The organism is Polynucleobacter necessarius (assembly GCF_900095205.1).
In the GTDB taxonomy this organism is placed as follows: domain Bacteria; phylum Pseudomonadota; class Gammaproteobacteria; order Burkholderiales; family Burkholderiaceae; genus Polynucleobacter; species Polynucleobacter necessarius_E.
Genome location: NZ_LT606951.1, coordinates 1899866 through 1914196 on the forward strand (window position 1 = coordinate 1899866; position 14331 = coordinate 1914196).

General features: G+C 45.2%; 27 protein-coding genes. All 27 read right to left on the reverse strand.

The annotated features are described in order from the left end of the window. Positions 1 to 28: 28 nt before the first annotated feature. Complete coding sequence (dsbD, locus tag DXE37_RS10460) at positions 29 to 1705, reverse strand: protein-disulfide reductase DsbD (RefSeq protein ID WP_114637456.1); 1677 nt, start codon at positions 1703 to 1705, stop codon at positions 29 to 31. Continuing rightward, a complete protein-coding gene (cutA, locus tag DXE37_RS10465) occupies positions 1702 to 2052 on the reverse strand; it encodes a divalent-cation tolerance protein CutA (protein WP_114637457.1) in 351 nt (116 codons plus the stop codon). The genes dsbD and cutA overlap by 4 nt, the downstream gene beginning before the upstream one ends. Before the next feature lie 70 nt (positions 2053 to 2122). After that, entirely contained in the window at positions 2123 to 2518 is a 396-nt protein-coding gene (rplQ, locus tag DXE37_RS10470) for a 50S ribosomal protein L17 (RefSeq protein WP_114637458.1), read from the reverse strand. A 16-nt stretch (positions 2519 to 2534) separates the two neighbouring features. Continuing rightward, positions 2535 to 3515 carry a DNA-directed RNA polymerase subunit alpha gene (locus DXE37_RS10475; RefSeq protein ID WP_114637459.1) on the reverse strand — a complete coding sequence of 327 codons (981 nt, stop codon included), beginning with the start codon at positions 3513 to 3515 and terminating at the stop codon, positions 2535 to 2537. A gap of 23 nt (positions 3516 to 3538) precedes the next feature. Further along, the gene (gene rpsD, locus DXE37_RS10480) at positions 3539 to 4162 is read right to left on the reverse strand and encodes a 30S ribosomal protein S4 (protein ID WP_114637460.1); all 624 of its coding nucleotides are present in this window, start codon (positions 4160 to 4162) and stop codon (positions 3539 to 3541) included. Positions 4163 to 4279: 117 nt separating this feature from the next. Beyond that, on the reverse strand, positions 4280 to 4687 hold the full coding sequence (gene rpsK, locus DXE37_RS10485; protein WP_114637461.1) for a 30S ribosomal protein S11: 408 nt from the start codon (positions 4685 to 4687) through the stop codon (positions 4280 to 4282). A gap of 18 nt (positions 4688 to 4705) precedes the next feature. After that, positions 4706 to 5071 carry a 30S ribosomal protein S13 gene (gene rpsM / locus DXE37_RS10490; protein WP_114637462.1) on the reverse strand — a complete coding sequence of 122 codons (366 nt, stop codon included), beginning with the start codon at positions 5069 to 5071 and terminating at the stop codon, positions 4706 to 4708. Between the two features lie 24 nt (positions 5072 to 5095). Beyond that, on the reverse strand, positions 5096 to 5212 hold the full coding sequence (rpmJ, locus tag DXE37_RS10495) for a 50S ribosomal protein L36 (protein WP_012357167.1): 117 nt from the start codon (positions 5210 to 5212) through the stop codon (positions 5096 to 5098). A gap of 34 nt (positions 5213 to 5246) precedes the next feature. Beyond that, positions 5247 to 5465 (reverse strand): translation initiation factor IF-1, encoded by a 219-nt coding sequence (infA, locus tag DXE37_RS10500; RefSeq protein WP_114637463.1) that lies wholly within the window; start codon positions 5463 to 5465, stop codon positions 5247 to 5249. Positions 5466 to 5469: 4 nt separating this feature from the next. Beyond that, the gene (gene secY, locus DXE37_RS10505; protein ID WP_114637464.1) at positions 5470 to 6807 is read right to left on the reverse strand and encodes a preprotein translocase subunit SecY; all 1338 of its coding nucleotides are present in this window, start codon (positions 6805 to 6807) and stop codon (positions 5470 to 5472) included. A gap of 17 nt (positions 6808 to 6824) precedes the next feature. Continuing rightward, the gene (gene rplO / locus DXE37_RS10510; protein ID WP_114637465.1) at positions 6825 to 7265 is read right to left on the reverse strand and encodes a 50S ribosomal protein L15; all 441 of its coding nucleotides are present in this window, start codon (positions 7263 to 7265) and stop codon (positions 6825 to 6827) included. A 27-nt stretch (positions 7266 to 7292) separates the two neighbouring features. After that, positions 7293 to 7481 carry a 50S ribosomal protein L30 gene (rpmD, locus tag DXE37_RS10515; protein ID WP_114637466.1) on the reverse strand — a complete coding sequence of 63 codons (189 nt, stop codon included), beginning with the start codon at positions 7479 to 7481 and terminating at the stop codon, positions 7293 to 7295. Positions 7482 to 7505: 24 nt separating this feature from the next. Continuing rightward, on the reverse strand, positions 7506 to 8024 hold the full coding sequence (gene rpsE / locus DXE37_RS10520) for a 30S ribosomal protein S5 (protein WP_114637467.1): 519 nt from the start codon (positions 8022 to 8024) through the stop codon (positions 7506 to 7508). 19 nt (positions 8025 to 8043) lie between these two features. Next, a complete protein-coding gene (gene rplR / locus DXE37_RS10525; RefSeq protein WP_114637468.1) occupies positions 8044 to 8397 on the reverse strand; it encodes a 50S ribosomal protein L18 in 354 nt (117 codons plus the stop codon). A 13-nt stretch (positions 8398 to 8410) separates the two neighbouring features. Then, a complete protein-coding gene (rplF, locus tag DXE37_RS10530; RefSeq protein ID WP_068320122.1) occupies positions 8411 to 8944 on the reverse strand; it encodes a 50S ribosomal protein L6 in 534 nt (177 codons plus the stop codon). A 10-nt stretch (positions 8945 to 8954) separates the two neighbouring features. Then, positions 8955 to 9350 carry a 30S ribosomal protein S8 gene (gene rpsH, locus DXE37_RS10535; protein ID WP_114637469.1) on the reverse strand — a complete coding sequence of 132 codons (396 nt, stop codon included), beginning with the start codon at positions 9348 to 9350 and terminating at the stop codon, positions 8955 to 8957. A 24-nt stretch (positions 9351 to 9374) separates the two neighbouring features. Beyond that, complete coding sequence (rpsN, locus tag DXE37_RS10540; protein WP_071464445.1) at positions 9375 to 9680, reverse strand: 30S ribosomal protein S14; 306 nt, start codon at positions 9678 to 9680, stop codon at positions 9375 to 9377. A 9-nt stretch (positions 9681 to 9689) separates the two neighbouring features. Next, positions 9690 to 10232 carry a 50S ribosomal protein L5 gene (gene rplE / locus DXE37_RS10545; RefSeq protein WP_062307046.1) on the reverse strand — a complete coding sequence of 181 codons (543 nt, stop codon included), beginning with the start codon at positions 10230 to 10232 and terminating at the stop codon, positions 9690 to 9692. A 16-nt stretch (positions 10233 to 10248) separates the two neighbouring features. Beyond that, positions 10249 to 10557 (reverse strand): 50S ribosomal protein L24, encoded by a 309-nt coding sequence (gene rplX, locus DXE37_RS10550; RefSeq protein WP_114637470.1) that lies wholly within the window; start codon positions 10555 to 10557, stop codon positions 10249 to 10251. Between the two features lie 9 nt (positions 10558 to 10566). Continuing rightward, a complete protein-coding gene (gene rplN, locus DXE37_RS10555) occupies positions 10567 to 10935 on the reverse strand; it encodes a 50S ribosomal protein L14 (RefSeq protein ID WP_011901910.1) in 369 nt (122 codons plus the stop codon). Between the two features lie 183 nt (positions 10936 to 11118). Continuing rightward, positions 11119 to 11388, reverse strand: coding sequence for a 30S ribosomal protein S17 (gene rpsQ / locus DXE37_RS10560; RefSeq protein WP_114637471.1), 270 nt, complete (start codon positions 11386 to 11388; stop codon positions 11119 to 11121). A 12-nt stretch (positions 11389 to 11400) separates the two neighbouring features. Then, positions 11401 to 11595 carry a 50S ribosomal protein L29 gene (rpmC, locus tag DXE37_RS10565; protein ID WP_114637472.1) on the reverse strand — a complete coding sequence of 65 codons (195 nt, stop codon included), beginning with the start codon at positions 11593 to 11595 and terminating at the stop codon, positions 11401 to 11403. A 14-nt stretch (positions 11596 to 11609) separates the two neighbouring features. Then, a complete protein-coding gene (rplP, locus tag DXE37_RS10570) occupies positions 11610 to 12023 on the reverse strand; it encodes a 50S ribosomal protein L16 (protein ID WP_011901907.1) in 414 nt (137 codons plus the stop codon). A 1-nt stretch (position 12024) separates the two neighbouring features. Then, on the reverse strand, positions 12025 to 12852 hold the full coding sequence (rpsC, locus tag DXE37_RS10575; RefSeq protein WP_114637473.1) for a 30S ribosomal protein S3: 828 nt from the start codon (positions 12850 to 12852) through the stop codon (positions 12025 to 12027). 8 nt (positions 12853 to 12860) lie between these two features. Next, positions 12861 to 13193: a 50S ribosomal protein L22 gene (gene rplV, locus DXE37_RS10580; protein ID WP_197713239.1), complete on the reverse strand. Its 333-nt coding sequence runs from the start codon at positions 13191 to 13193 to the stop codon at positions 12861 to 12863. Between the two features lie 7 nt (positions 13194 to 13200). Next, complete coding sequence (gene rpsS, locus DXE37_RS10585) at positions 13201 to 13479, reverse strand: 30S ribosomal protein S19 (RefSeq protein WP_011901904.1); 279 nt, start codon at positions 13477 to 13479, stop codon at positions 13201 to 13203. Positions 13480 to 13498: 19 nt separating this feature from the next. Then, positions 13499 to 14329: a 50S ribosomal protein L2 gene (gene rplB / locus DXE37_RS10590; RefSeq protein ID WP_114637474.1), complete on the reverse strand. Its 831-nt coding sequence runs from the start codon at positions 14327 to 14329 to the stop codon at positions 13499 to 13501. Positions 14330 to 14331: the final 2 nt, after the last annotated feature.

Sequence of the window (14331 nt, forward strand, 5' to 3'; positions counted from 1 at the left end):
ATAATTACTAAATTACTTTGTAGCTGCTTTAGTTTTTCAATACATTTCTTAATCGCTCAATAAAGCGCTGTGGTGGCATATAGCCAATTACCCTTTGATCTTTTTGGTCTTCTGAATTTTGATTAAAAATCAAAATGCCTGGTGGACCAAACAAACCAAAGCGCTTGAGTAATGCCTGGTTCTCAGCGCTATTTGCTGTGACATCCGCTTGCAATAAAACCATTTGCTTGAGCTGATCAGCAACATCTGGATTTGTAAAAGTATTAACTTCCATTTCTTTACAGCTGATACACCAATCCGCATAAAAATCGAGAAGAACTAATTTTTGCTCTTGCTTAGCTTTAATAAATTGCGCATCTAGTTCTGCTGGTGAATGAATCACCGAAAAAGATAAATCGCCAACTTGATGAATACTCAGTCCATTGATTGTTTTTACAGATCTAACAGGTTCATTTTTTTGAATGAGTGGCGAGGCAATCCAAGCTGCGGTAGCAACCAACAATACCCCCAAAGTGCGCTGCAAATAAACCATCCAAATTCCGGTGGATGGAATCAATATGCGCGCTTCAACTGCAATAAATAGCAACGGCAGGCCCATTCCTAAGGCCATTACAAAGAGCAAGCCTGCGCCCAAGCTCATGGAGCCTGTTTGGGCAATGAAGGCTAAGACACCTGCCAATGGGGCTGTGATACATGGGCTTGCGACCATGGTTGAAATGCCCCCCAAAACAAATACGCCAAATACGCTGCCACCCTTTTGGCGTCCAGCCAGCTTATTCACGTGGTGATGCCATGAATTTGGTAAGCGCAAGTCGTACAAACCAAACAAACTACCCGAAAGCACCAAGAGCAGTAAGGCAAAAGTGGTTAGTGCAAAAGGGCTTTGCAATATGCGCTGGATGCTTCCCCCGAGTGCGGCCATGAGTACACCAGCTAAGGCATATACCAAAGCCATACCCATAACATAGGCCATCGCCAAAATACTAGCGCGACTCTTAGATATCGCTTTGCCGCCTTGAGTACCGAAAATTACGCTCGACAAAATTGGCAACATGGGGAGTACGCAAGGGGTAAACGCCAAGGCGAGGCCCAGCACAAAGAAGGCTAAAAATAAATAGGCAGTTGAAGTGCTCTCTAAAAAACGACTAATAGCATTCACATCATCGCGTTCACGCCATAAATCTGCCAAACTAATTTCGGCATTAGTTTTAGCGTTAGACATTGTAACGATTTCTAAAACACCTGGTATCGGGCCAGCCTTAACGCCAGGCCCAGCAAGTAAAAATCGAAGTGTCATCGGCGGATAACAAATACCCGCCTCTGCACATCCCTGAAGAGTAATCTCCAAATGAACAGGCTGACTAACTGCGGGCTTGATATCTAAAAAAACTAAAAATGGCCCTTTATAAACTTGTAACTTCTTCTGAAAAGTTTCATCAAATTTTTCTAAACCCAAAGGGAGTGCAGGCCTTATATTACTTAGCTTCCCAGCCTGATTACCAGCTTGGAACTTGAGGGATTCTTGATAGATGTAATAGCCTTTAGCAGGCAAGAATTCAAGCTCAATCTGATTAGAATTTTCCAACCAAATAGCTTGAACTCTAAATGCTTTTTCTGGAGGCAAGAAGTCTTGAGCAGCAAATACTTGTGCGGAGATCAGCAACAAGAGTGCAATTATTCTTGCCAAGAAAGAATGTAATTTCATGACTTCGAATTTACCTCAGACTCTACCCACCTGCCGTACTGACTCTCACAATAATCTGGAGAGAATGCCAAAATTTCAGGAAGATCGTATGGGTGTGCACTTTCAATAAAAGTAGAGATCTCAAACCACTTGAATTCGGTTGTTTTTGCAGAAAGCAATACTTCTTGCTCTTTGCAAATCTTACCTTCCCAGCGATATATTGATTGAACGCCACTCGTGATTTGAACGCAAGCAGCTAAATTTTGCTCCACTAATGCTCGAGCTAATTCCTTGGCAACCTCGAAATTTGGAAGGCTGGTCATAACCACCAAAAGCTTGCTGGAATTGACTGGGATGTTTTCAGACATTCTGTTATTTATAACCTGATAAATGAAAAAAGCCAGACCGAAGCCTGGCTTTTTACCATAACCGCGAGACTTAAGCCTCTTCAGCTACAACTGCTGTTTCTTCAACTTCTGGGCGATCTACCAATTCAACCAAAGCCATTGGTGCATTGTCGCCATGACGGAAGCCAAACTTCAAAATGCGAAGGTAGCCGCCTGGACGTGTTGCATAACGTGGGCCGAGTTCTGTAAAGAGCTTAGTCACGATGTCGCGATCACGTGTGCGATTGAATGCTAAGCGACGGTTTGCTAAGTTATCTTTTTTACCCAAGGTAATTAAAGGCTCAACAACCATGCGCAATTCCTTAGCTTTTGGCAAAGTCGTTTTAATGACTTCGTGCTCCAAGAGTGAATTGGACATGTTGCGCAGCATCGCCAAGCGATGTGATGATGTTCTATTTAGTTTGCGTAAGCCGTTTCCGTGACGCATGATGCTTCCTTTCTAATTATTTCTCGAGGTTAGCTGGAGGCCAGCTTTCGAGCTTCATGCCAAGACTTAAGCCACGAGCCGCCAATACATCTTTGATTTCATTCAAAGATTTACGGCCTAGATTAGGCGTCTTCAACAATTCATTCTCTGTACGTTGAATCAAGTCACCAATGTAGTAAATGTTCTCAGCCTTCAAGCAGTTTGCAGAGCGAACTGTGAGCTCGAGATCATCAACCGGACGCATCAACATTGGATCAACCATTGAAGAGCGGCTTGGTGCTAAATCACCAGAAACTTCACTGCTTTCGAGGGCTGCGAATACAACCAATTGATCAACCAAGATGCTAGCCGCTTGACGAATTGCTTCTTCAGGAGACAACACACCGTTTGTTTCGATAGTCATTACCAAACGATCGAGGTCGGTACGTTGTTCAACACGAGCAGACTCAACTGCGTAGCTAACACGGCTTACTGGGCTGAATGAAGCATCCAATACGATACGACCAATAATCTTAGTAGTTTCGTCGCTATATTGACGTACGTTACCTGGTACATAACCACGGCCTTTTTCAACCTTGATCTGCATGTCTAACTTGCCACCAGCTGACAAGTGGGCGATCGCGTGATCAGGATTCATGATTTCTACATCATGTGGCAAGTCGATATCTTTTGCAGTAACAACGCCTAGACCTTCTTTACGCAAATTGATAGTAACTTCGTCGCGTGATTGCAACTTAAATACGATACCCTTGAGGTTCAACAAGAGGTTTACAACGTCCTCTTGAACTCCATCCAATGTGGAGTACTCATGAACAACACCAGCAATAGCTACTTCAGTTGGCGCATAACCAACCATCGAGGACAAGAGTACGCGACGTAATGCATTTCCGAGTGTGTGGCCATAGCCACGCTCGAATGGCTCCATAATAACCTTAGCTTGGTTGGCGGTAAGCGCTTCAACAGAAATAATCTTTGGCTTGAGCAAATTTGTTTGCATATTTTTTCCTTGAGAGTGCCTAATTAGCGTGAATACAATTCGACGATCAAACTTTCATTAATTTCACCGCTAATATCTTCACGGTCAGGCACTTGCTTAAATGTTCCCTCGAGCTTAGCTGCGTCGACTGAAACCCAAGTAACAGCTGCCATTTGTCCAACTAACTTGAGTGATTCTGTAATACGCGTTTGCTTCTTCGCATTTTCACGAATAGCAACTACATCACCAGGTTTAACCTGAATAGATGGAATATTTACAGGGTTGCCATTGAGCAAGATTGCGCAATGAGAAACTAACTGACGTGCTTCTGCGCGTGTTGAACCAAAGCCCATGCGATATACCACGTTGTCTAAACGTGACTCAAGCAACTGCAGCAAAGTTTCACCAGTATTGCCCTTGCGACGCTCAGCTTCTGCGAAGTAGCGACGGAATTGACGCTCTAATACGCCATAGCTACGCTTAACCTTTTGCTTTCCACGCAATTGATTACCGTAATCAGATGTTCTTGAGCCGGATGTACGGCCATGTTGACCAGGCTTAGTATCTAACTTGCACTTGTCTGACAAGGCGCGACGTGCGCTCTTTAAAAATAAGTCGGTACCTTCCCGACGTGCTAATTTGGCCTTAGGCCCTAAGTAACGTGCCACGATGCTTTCCTTTCTTTGCCGCAGTCTCGCGACCGGCGGTGAGTTCGCGCTTTAAATCAGGCGAACAGTGGGCTTTAATAAAAAAACTACTAAAACTTGTACTGCCAACTTCCTAGCTTAGATACGACGACGCTTAGGAGGACGGCAACCGTTGTGAGGAACTGGAGTTACGTCTTGAATCTCAGTGATTTTGATCCCTAATGAGTTCAATGCGCGAACTGCTGAGTCACGACCTGGGCCTGGACCCTTGATCTGAACTTCCAAGTTCTTGATACCGCATTCAATTGCTACTTTCCCAGCAACTTCTGCAGCTACCTGAGCAGCAAAAGGTGTTGATTTACGTGAGCCTTTGAAACCCTGGCCTCCAGAAGTTGCCCATGAAAGCGCATTTCCTTGACGATCAGTGATCGTAATAATGGTGTTGTTAAAAGAAGCATGAACGTGTGCAATACCGTCAGCAACGTTCTTTTTAACCTTCTTACGAGCGCGCTGTGAAGCGGCGGAAGCGAATTGTTGTTTTGCCATGTCAATAAACCTTCTTGATTATTTCTTCAGTTGCACGCCAGACTTACGTGGGCCCCTGCGGGTACGCGCATTAGTCTTAGTACGTTGACCACGCACAGGCAAGCCCTTGCGATGACGCACGCCACGGTAGCAACCTAAGTCCATCAAACGCTTGATGCTCATAGTTACTTCACGACGAAGGTCACCTTCAGTGATGAATTTACCTACTTCATCACGCAACTTTTCCAAGTCACCATCGGTAAGGTCTTTAACTTTTTTGTCGATTGCAACGCCTGTAGTTTCACAAATTTTGCGCGCACGAGTTGTGCCGATGCCAAAAATTGCTGTTAAACCGATAACAGTATGTTGATAATTTGGGATGTTTACCCCAGCGATACGTGCCATGAGATTTCCTCTTAATTAACCAGATCAGCCTTGACGCTGCTTATGACGTGCGTCTGAAGAACAGATCACGCGCACAACGCGTTTGCGCTTAATGATCTTGCAATTTCTGCAAATACACTTAACGGATGCTAAAACTTTCATAACTCACCTCTTAAAAATAGGTACTACTTAATCTTTACTTCGCACGGAAAATGATTCTGGCACGTGTCAGGTCGTAAGGAGTCATCTCCACCGTCACCTCATCTCCCGGCAAAATACGGATGTAATGCATCCGCATCTTTCCAGAAATGTGCCCAAGAACCACATGTCCGTTTTCAAGCTTTACGCGAAACATCGCGTTCGGCAAATTCTCTACAACTTCTCCCGCCATCTGAATTACATCGTCTTTAGACATTCAGTTAAGCGCCCATCTTAAAGTTGGCTTTTTTCATCAAAGAGCCGTATTGCTGCTGCATGACAAATGACTGAACTTGCGCCATGAAATCCATTGCAACAACAACAATAATCAATAATGAAGTACCACCGAAATAAAACGGCACGTTGTACTTCAACACCAAGAATTCTGGCAACAAGCAAACCAGAACCATATAAATTGAGCCTGCCAGAGTCAAACGCACCAAGATCTTGTCGATATAGCGTGCCGTTTGATCGCCTGGGCGAATACCTGGGACAAATGCGCCACTCTTCTTCAAATTCTCAGCAGTCTCACGACTGTTAAACACCAACGCGGTATAGAAAAAACAGAAGAAAATAATGGCTGCTGCATACAGAATGGTGTACACAGGCTGACCTGGTGCCAAAGTGGCAGCCAAATCTTTAATAATTCTGCTAAACATATTGGTTGGCTCGCCTGAAGTAAACCAGCCTGCAATCGTTGCAGGGAACAAAATGATTGAAGAAGCAAAAATTGGAGGAATCACGCCTGCCATATTTAACTTCAATGGAAAGTAAGAAGACTGGCCACCGTAGATCTTGTTGCCAACTTGACGCTTAGCGTAGTTCACTAAAATACGGCGCTGACCGCGTTCTACAAACACCACAAAGTAAGTCACTGCTACGCAAATTACAACGATGAGCAATGCAGAAATAATATTCATTGAGCCAGTACGAACCAACTCTAACAAGCTAGCTAATGCATTTGGCAATCCAGAAACGATGCCGCCAAAAATAATAATCGAAATACCGTTACCTAAACCACGTTCAGTAATTTGTTCACCCAACCACATTAAGAACATCGTGCCAGTTACTAATGTAACAACGGTGTTTAACTCAAACATCAAACCTGGATTAATAACCAAACCCGGTTGAGCCTGCAGCGCAACAGAAATGCCTAATGCCTGGAATGTAGCCAAGAGCACAGTGCCGTAGCGTGTGTACTGAGTAATCTTACGCTGACCTGCTTGACCTTCTTTTTTTAAAGACTCCAAAGAAGGCACAACAATCGTCATCAGCTGCATGATGATCGACGCAGAAATGTAAGGCATGATTCCTAGTGCAAATACCGTAAAGCGAGATAAGGCGCCACCAGAGAACAGATTGAACATTCCCAAGATGCCATCTTTTTGGCCCGAGAACAACTGCGCCAATTGGTCTGGATCAATTCCAGGAACTGGAATGTGAGCACCCAAACGGAACACGAGCAGAGCCAACACCAGGAAGATCAAGCGTTGGCGTAATTCGCCAAACTTGCCGCCTGTTGCTGCAGTGCCTGCGTTATTGGTAGGTGCTAATGCCATATCTACTAATAGACCTATTAAGCCAACTCAACCAATTTGCCGCCAGCTGCTTCAATAGCTGCTTTTGCACCGGCAGTTGCTGTAATGCCCTTGAGGGTTACAGCAATCTTAAGTTCACCAGTCTTGATAACCTTAATTGCATTGATTTGCTCACCAGCAAAGCCGTGTGCTTTCAATACCAATAAGTCCACTTCCGGCAAGTTGATTTTTGCTAAGTCGTTCAAAGTGATTTGACCAACGTGACGGCGTGTCAAAGACACAAAACCACGTTTAGGCAAACGACGACACATAGGCATCTGACCGCCTTCAAATCCAACCTTGTGGAAACCACCTGAGCGGGATTTTTGACCTTTGTGACCACGGCCAGCAGTTTTGCCAAGACCCGAACCAATGCCGCGTCCAACGCGACGACGGTTTTTCTTAGAGCCTTCTGCAGGTTTAATTGTGTTGAGTTGCATATTCTTCGCCTATTTACTTGCTAGTTATTAGCCAATAACTTTAACTAGATAAGAAACTTTATTAATCATGCCGCGAACAGCTGGAGTGTCTTCCAATTCGGAAACTGAATTGATGCGACCAAGGCCTAAGCCACGTACAGTTGCACGATGGCTTTCGCGTGTACCGATCAAGCTGCGTATTAATTGCAGTTTGACTTTGGAGTTAGATGTTGTCATTTATAGATTCCTAATCTTTTGGTCTTAGCCGAGAATCTCTTCAACTGACTTACCGCGTTTAGCAGCAATCTCAGCAGGAGCACTCATCTTGCTTAAACCATCAATCGTTGCACGAACCAAGTTGTAAGGATTTGTTGAGCCAAGTGACTTAGCAACTACATTGGTTACACCCATTACGTCGAAAATCGCGCGCATTGGGCCACCAGCAATAATTCCAGTACCGTCTTTAGCTGGTGAAATCAAAACGCGTGACGCGCCATGTTGACCAGTAACAGTGTGTTGCAAAGTACCCTTGCGCAAAGAAACCTTGATCATCTTGCGACGAGCTTCATCCATTGCTTTTTGAACAGCGACTGGAACTTCTTTTGATTTGCCTTTACCCATGCCGATGCGGCCATCGCCATCGCCAACTACGGTAAGTGCAGCGAAGCCGAGAATACGACCACCTTTAACCACTTTAGTTACACGATTAACAGCGATCATCTTCTCGCGAAGACCATCATCACGCTCTTCGTTTTGCATCTTAGTTTGCATTTTTGCCATGTTTTTTCTAAACCCCCTATTAGAACTTCAGGCCGGCTTCACGCGCAGCTTCAGCTAAGGCCTTAATACGGCCGTGGTAACGATGACCGGAACGATCAAAAGCAACATCAACTACGCCTGCTTTAACAGCACGCTTAGCAACTAATTTGCCGATTTGTTTTGCCGCTTCAGCGTTACCGCCGTTTTTGATCGCTTGGCGCAAATCTTTTTCCATTGTTGAAGCAGCTGCTACAACTTTGGTTCCGCATGGGCTATAAACCTGAGCAGAAATATGTGTATTACTACGGATAACTGTTAAGCGATTTGCTTGAGCCTCAGCAATGCGAATACGAGTCTGCCGAGCACGTCTTTGTCTGGATTCGTCTTTATTCATTTTCTAATCTCGCTTACTTCTTCTTAGTTTCTTTCAAATGCACAACTTCATCCACGTAGCGAACGCCTTTGCCTTTATATGGCTCTGGTGAACGGTATGCGCGAACTTCAGCAGCGACCTGGCCAACTTGCTGCTTGTTGGAACCTTTGATGATGATTTCAGTTTGAGTTGGAGTCTCAGCCTTTACACCCTTTGGCAGGTTGTAAATGATGTCGTGCGAGAAACCTAACTGTAATTTCAATGTTTCGCCTTGAGCAGCAGCACGATAACCAACGCCAACTAAGCTAAGCTTGCGCTCAAAGCCAGTCGTTACGCCAACAACCATGTTGTTTACTAAAGCACGTGCTGTACCTGACTGAGCACCAGCCTCCGGTGAGTCGTTATTTAAAACAACTGTCAGTACACCATCTTCTTGCTTCAAACCAACTGAAGGGTGCAAGTTATGTGTCAATGTACCCAATGGGCCTTTAACAGTAATGTTTGCACCATTGATGCTGATCTCAGCACCTTTTGGAACCGTAATGGGTGATTTACCTACGCGGGACATATTTCGCTCCTTAAGCTACGTAGCAAATAACTTCGCCGCCCACGCCTGTTGCACGTGCTTTACGGTCTGTCATTACGCCTTGAGGGGTTGAAATAATTGCAATGCCCAAGCCATTCATTACTTCTGGAATGTCATGGCGGCCTTTATAGATACGCAGACTTGGTGTCGAAACACGGTCAATACGCTCAATAACAGGACGGCCTGCATAGTATTTGAGATCAATGTGGAGCACTGGTTTAGTTGCTTCACCTTTGATTTCGAAACTTTCGATATAGCCTTCATCTTGCAAAACTTTTGCGATAGCTACTTTAACTTTTGACGACGGCATTGTGACGATCGGCTTTTGCACTGCTTGCGCATTGCGGATCCGGGTCAACATGTCGGCGATTGGATCGCTGATACTCATGAGTTTTCCTAATTCTTTCGCCGCTTACCAGCTGGCCTTGGTTAAACCGGGGATTTCGCCACGGAAGGCGATTTCACGAATCTTGCTACGAGCCAAACCGAACTTACGGAATGTGCCACGTGGGCGACCGGTTAATGAACAACGATTTCTTTGACGAATCGGGCTTGCGTTACGTGGAAGTGCCTGTAGCTTCAAGCGAGCTTCATAGCGCTCTTCATCGCTACGTGATTGATCAGCAATGATCGCTTTGAGTTCAGCACGCTTGGCAGCGTACTTCTCTACAGTTTTTGCGCGCTTATTTTCACGCTCAATTAGGGATAGTTTTGCCACGTTAGCCTCTTAATTGCGGAAAGGGAATTTGAATGCTGCCAACAAAGCTTTTGCTTCTTCGTCGGTTTTAGCAGTCGTCGTAATACTGATATTGAGACCACGGAGGGCATCAATTTTGTCGTATTCAATTTCAGGGAAAATGATCTGTTCTTTAACGCCGATGTTGTAGTTACCACGGCCATCAAATGCTTTACCAGAGATACCGCGGAAATCGCGTACGCGTGGCAATGCAACAGTAACGAAACGATCCAAGAATTCGTACATGCGTGCACCACGCAATGTCACCATGGCACCGATTGGGTAGCCTTGACGAATTTTGAAACCAGCAATCGCTTTTTTAGCCTTAGTTACAACTGGCTTTTGGCCCGCAACCTTGGTTAAATCACCAACTGCATTTTCGATAATTTTCTTATCGTTCACTGCATCGCCCAAGCCCATGTTCAGGGTTACCTTGGTGATACGTGGAACCTCCATTACAGACTTGTAACCAAATTTGGCGATCAAATCTGCAACAACTTTAGATTGATAGTGTTCTTGAAAACGTGTGCTCATAATTTCTCCGTGCCCCTTATGCGCTTAAAGTTGCGCCAGTGGTTTTGAGGAAACGCTGCTTTTTATCATCAACGAGTTTGATGCCAACACGTGATGGTTTGCCGTTACCGTCAACCAAAGCCACATTAGAAATGTGAACAGGCATCGTCTTATCAATCATGCCGCCAGTAACACCAGCAGCTGGATTAGGTTTAACGCTCTTTTTATAGGTATTCACGCCTTCGATTACTAATTTGTTCTCGAGAACGGCCGTTACAGTCCCTTGCTTGCCCTTATCGCGGCCAGCCAACAAAACTACGGAATCCCCTTTACGAATCTTTTTCATGTCAGCCTCTTAAATAACTTCGGGGGCGAGAGAAACGATCTTCATGAACTTCTCAGTACGCAACTCGCGTGTGACAGGTCCAAAGATACGTGTGCCAATTGGCTCTAACTTAGCGTTGAGCAATACCGCAGCGTTTGCGTCGAACTTAATCAATGAACCGTCTGGACGGCGAACACCCTTTGCAGTTCTCACTACAACGGCGTTATAAATGTCACCTTTTTTTACACGGCCACGTGGAGCAGCAGACTTAACGCTGACTTTGATGACATCACCGATACTGGCGTAACGACGCTTAGAGCCGCCCAATACCTTGATGCACAAAACTTCACTGGCGCCTGTGTTATCGGCAACCTGTAATCTACTTTCGGTTTGTATCATTTCTAATCCCCAACTTATTGGCCAAAGGCAAACAGTTTTGGTTCCGTCTATGGGTTTTAGCGAAAGCTGAAACCCGGAATTAATGAAAAACACTGCTTCTCCAATAAAACCAGAGAAGCCTTTTATTCTACTACGTAAAACAGGGATTTGGGAAGAAACTTCACCAAAATCCCTAATATTTCTTTAAATGCCCTTTGAAGCCTCTATTAAACGGGCCACAACCCAAGATTTAGTACGTGAAATTGGCTTAGATTCAGCAATTTCAACGGTATCACCCATCTTGTATGTGCCAGCTTCGTCATGAGCATGGTACTTTTTGGATTGGCCAACATACTTACCAATCACTGGATGCTTAACTTGACGCTCAACCAACACCGTCACAGTTTTTTGCATTTTGTCGCTAACAACGCGTCCCACAAGGGTGCGGCGCAAGGGTTTAGATAATTCTGTCATATCCCTTTTTCCTTATTTCTGTGCAGTCTTTTGGGCAATAAAAGTTTTCACACGAGCGATGTCGCGCTTATTCTTACCCAATTGGCTGGTATTAGTGAGTTGCTGAGTGCCTTTTTGCATGCGTAGTTTGAAACCGGTCTTAAGCAACTCGGTTAATTCTGCATTCAAAGCAGCCAGATCTTTTGAAGCTAATTCTGTATTTTTCATAATTTCTATCCCGATCAACCTAAGTGGCGAATCACGAAAGTGGTCTGTAAAGGCAACTTAGCAGCAGCAAGCTTGAATGCTTCGCGCGCCAATTGCTCATCAACACCGTCCATCTCGTAGAGCACTTTGCCTGGTTGAATTTCAGCTACGTAGTACTCTGGGTTACCTTTACCGTTACCCATACGTACTTCAGCGGGTTTTTGTGAAATTGGCTTATCTGGGAAAATACGAATCCAAATACGGCCACCACGTTTAATGTGACGAGTCATCGCACGACGTGCTGACTCAATTTGACGAGCAGTCAAACGACCACGGCCAACGGCCTTCAATCCAAAGTCACCAAAGGCTACAGAACTACCGCGTGTTGCCACGCCAGTGTTACGGCCCTTTTGTTCCTTACGATACTTGCGACGCTTTGGTTGTAGCATGTTACTCTCCTGACTTCTGCGTATCTGCGGCTGGTGTTTCGACCTTACGCACACGCTTTACTGCTGGTTTAGCAGCAACTAATGGCTTGTCTGTGCCAGCGGCTGGTTTACGAGCAGCTGTTTTGCTTGGAGCGCGACGAGTTTTCTTTTCTTCGGCAGCTGGTTCAGCAGCTTGCGCAGCAACTTGAGCTTCCGCACCACGACCCAATGTGTTGCCTTTGTATACCCAAACTTTTACACCGATGATGCCGTATGTTGTTTCACCTTCTGATGTTGCGTAATCGATATCCGCCTTCAACGTATGAAGTGGAACGCGACCTTCACGATACCATTCGCAACGAGCAATTTCAGCGCCGTTCAAACGACCAGAAGACATGATCTTGATACCTTGTGCACCAAGACGCATTGCACTTTGCATTGCACGCTTCATTGCACGACGGAACATGATGCGCTTCTCTAACTGCTGAGTAATAGAATCAGCGATCAATTGTGCGTCAACTTCCGGCTTACGAATTTCTTCGATATTCACGTGAACTGGAACGCCCATACGCTTTTGTAATTCGCGGCGGAGCACTTCAATGTCTTCGCCTTTTTTACCAATTACAACGCCTGGACGTGAGCTATAGATAGTGATGCGTGCATTCTTAGCAGGACGCTCGATCACAACTTTACTTACAGATGCATTCTTCAACTTCTTCTTAAGATAGCTACGGACATCTACGTCCTCTTTCAGCATCTTTGCAAAGTCAGCATTGTTTGCATACCAACGTGATGTCCAATTCTTCGTTACCGCGAGTCGGAATCCGGTGGGGTTTATCTTTTGGCCCATATTTTTCCTTAGTTACTCAAGGTCACGCTAATGTGACAAGTTTGTTTTTTAATTTGATTGCCACGACCCTTAGCGCGTGCGGTAAAGCGCTTCAATAAAGTGCCTTTATCAACAATAATTGCTGCAACTTTGAGCTCATCAATATCAGTCCCTTTATTGTGTTCAGCGTTGGCCACTGCGGACTCAACAACTTTCTTAACAATGAAGGCAGCTTTCTTGGGGCTGAAGTTCAAAATGTTTAATGCGCGTGCAATTGGCAAACCACGAATTTGGTCAGCGACCAAACGTGTCTTTTGCGCAGAAATGCGGGCGCTCTTGTAAATAGCTTTAACTTCCATCATCATCCCCTTACTTCTTCGTTACTTTCTTGTCAGCAGCGTGACCTTTGAAAGTACGGGTCAAGGCAAATTCGCCTAACTTATGACCCACCATGTTTTCTGATACATAAACCGGAACGTGTTGACGACCGTTATGTACAGCAATCGTCAGACCAATAAAGTCTGGGAGGATTGTTGAACGGCGTGACCAAGTTTTGATCGGCTTTTTGTCTTTGTTGGCTTGCGCAACTTCAACTTTTTTTACTAAGCTGGCGTCGCAAAATGGGCCTTTTTTAGCTGAACGTGTCATATGTATTTATCCCTATCGCTTAACGTTTTTGACGACGTTGAACGATCATCGAAGTTGTGCGCTTATTGCGACGCGTGCGATAACCTTTGGTTGGAGTGCCCCATGGAGATACAGGTACACGGCCTTCGCCAGTTCTACTCTCACCACCACCGTGTGGGTGATCTACTGGGTTCATTACCACACCGCGAACGGTTGGGCGAATACCACGCCAGCGATTTGCGCCTGCTTTACCAATTTGACGCAAGCTGTGTTCTTCGTTACCAACTTCACCAATAGTGGCGCGGCACTCAATCAGAACACGACGTACTTCACCGGAGCGCAAACGCACTTGAGCATATACGCCTTCACGAGCTAACAATACTGCTGAACCACCGGCTGAACGTGCAACTTGTGCACCTTTGCCTGGGAGGATTTCAAGGCAGTGAATAGTGCTACCAACAGGAATATTACGAATAGGCAAGTTGTTGCCGGACTTGATTGGCGCTTCTGAGCCATTCATGATTGCCTGTCCAACAGACATACCTTTAGCAGCAGGAATATAGCGACGCTCACCATCGGCAAACACGATCAATGCGATATTTGCACTGCGGTTTGGATCGTATTCCAAGTGTTCAACTTTTGCTGGAATATGATCTTTGTCGTTGCGTTTGAAGTCAACAACACGATAGTGATGCTTATGACCACCCCCTTTATGACGGGTAGTGATGTGGCCGTTGTTATTACGGCCCGCTTTTTGAAACTGTGGCTCTAACAATGGTGCAAAAGGCTTACCTTTATGGAGGTCTGGATTGACCACCTTGACCATTGAGCGACGACCTGGTGAGGTCGGTTTTGTCTTCATCAAAGGCATGA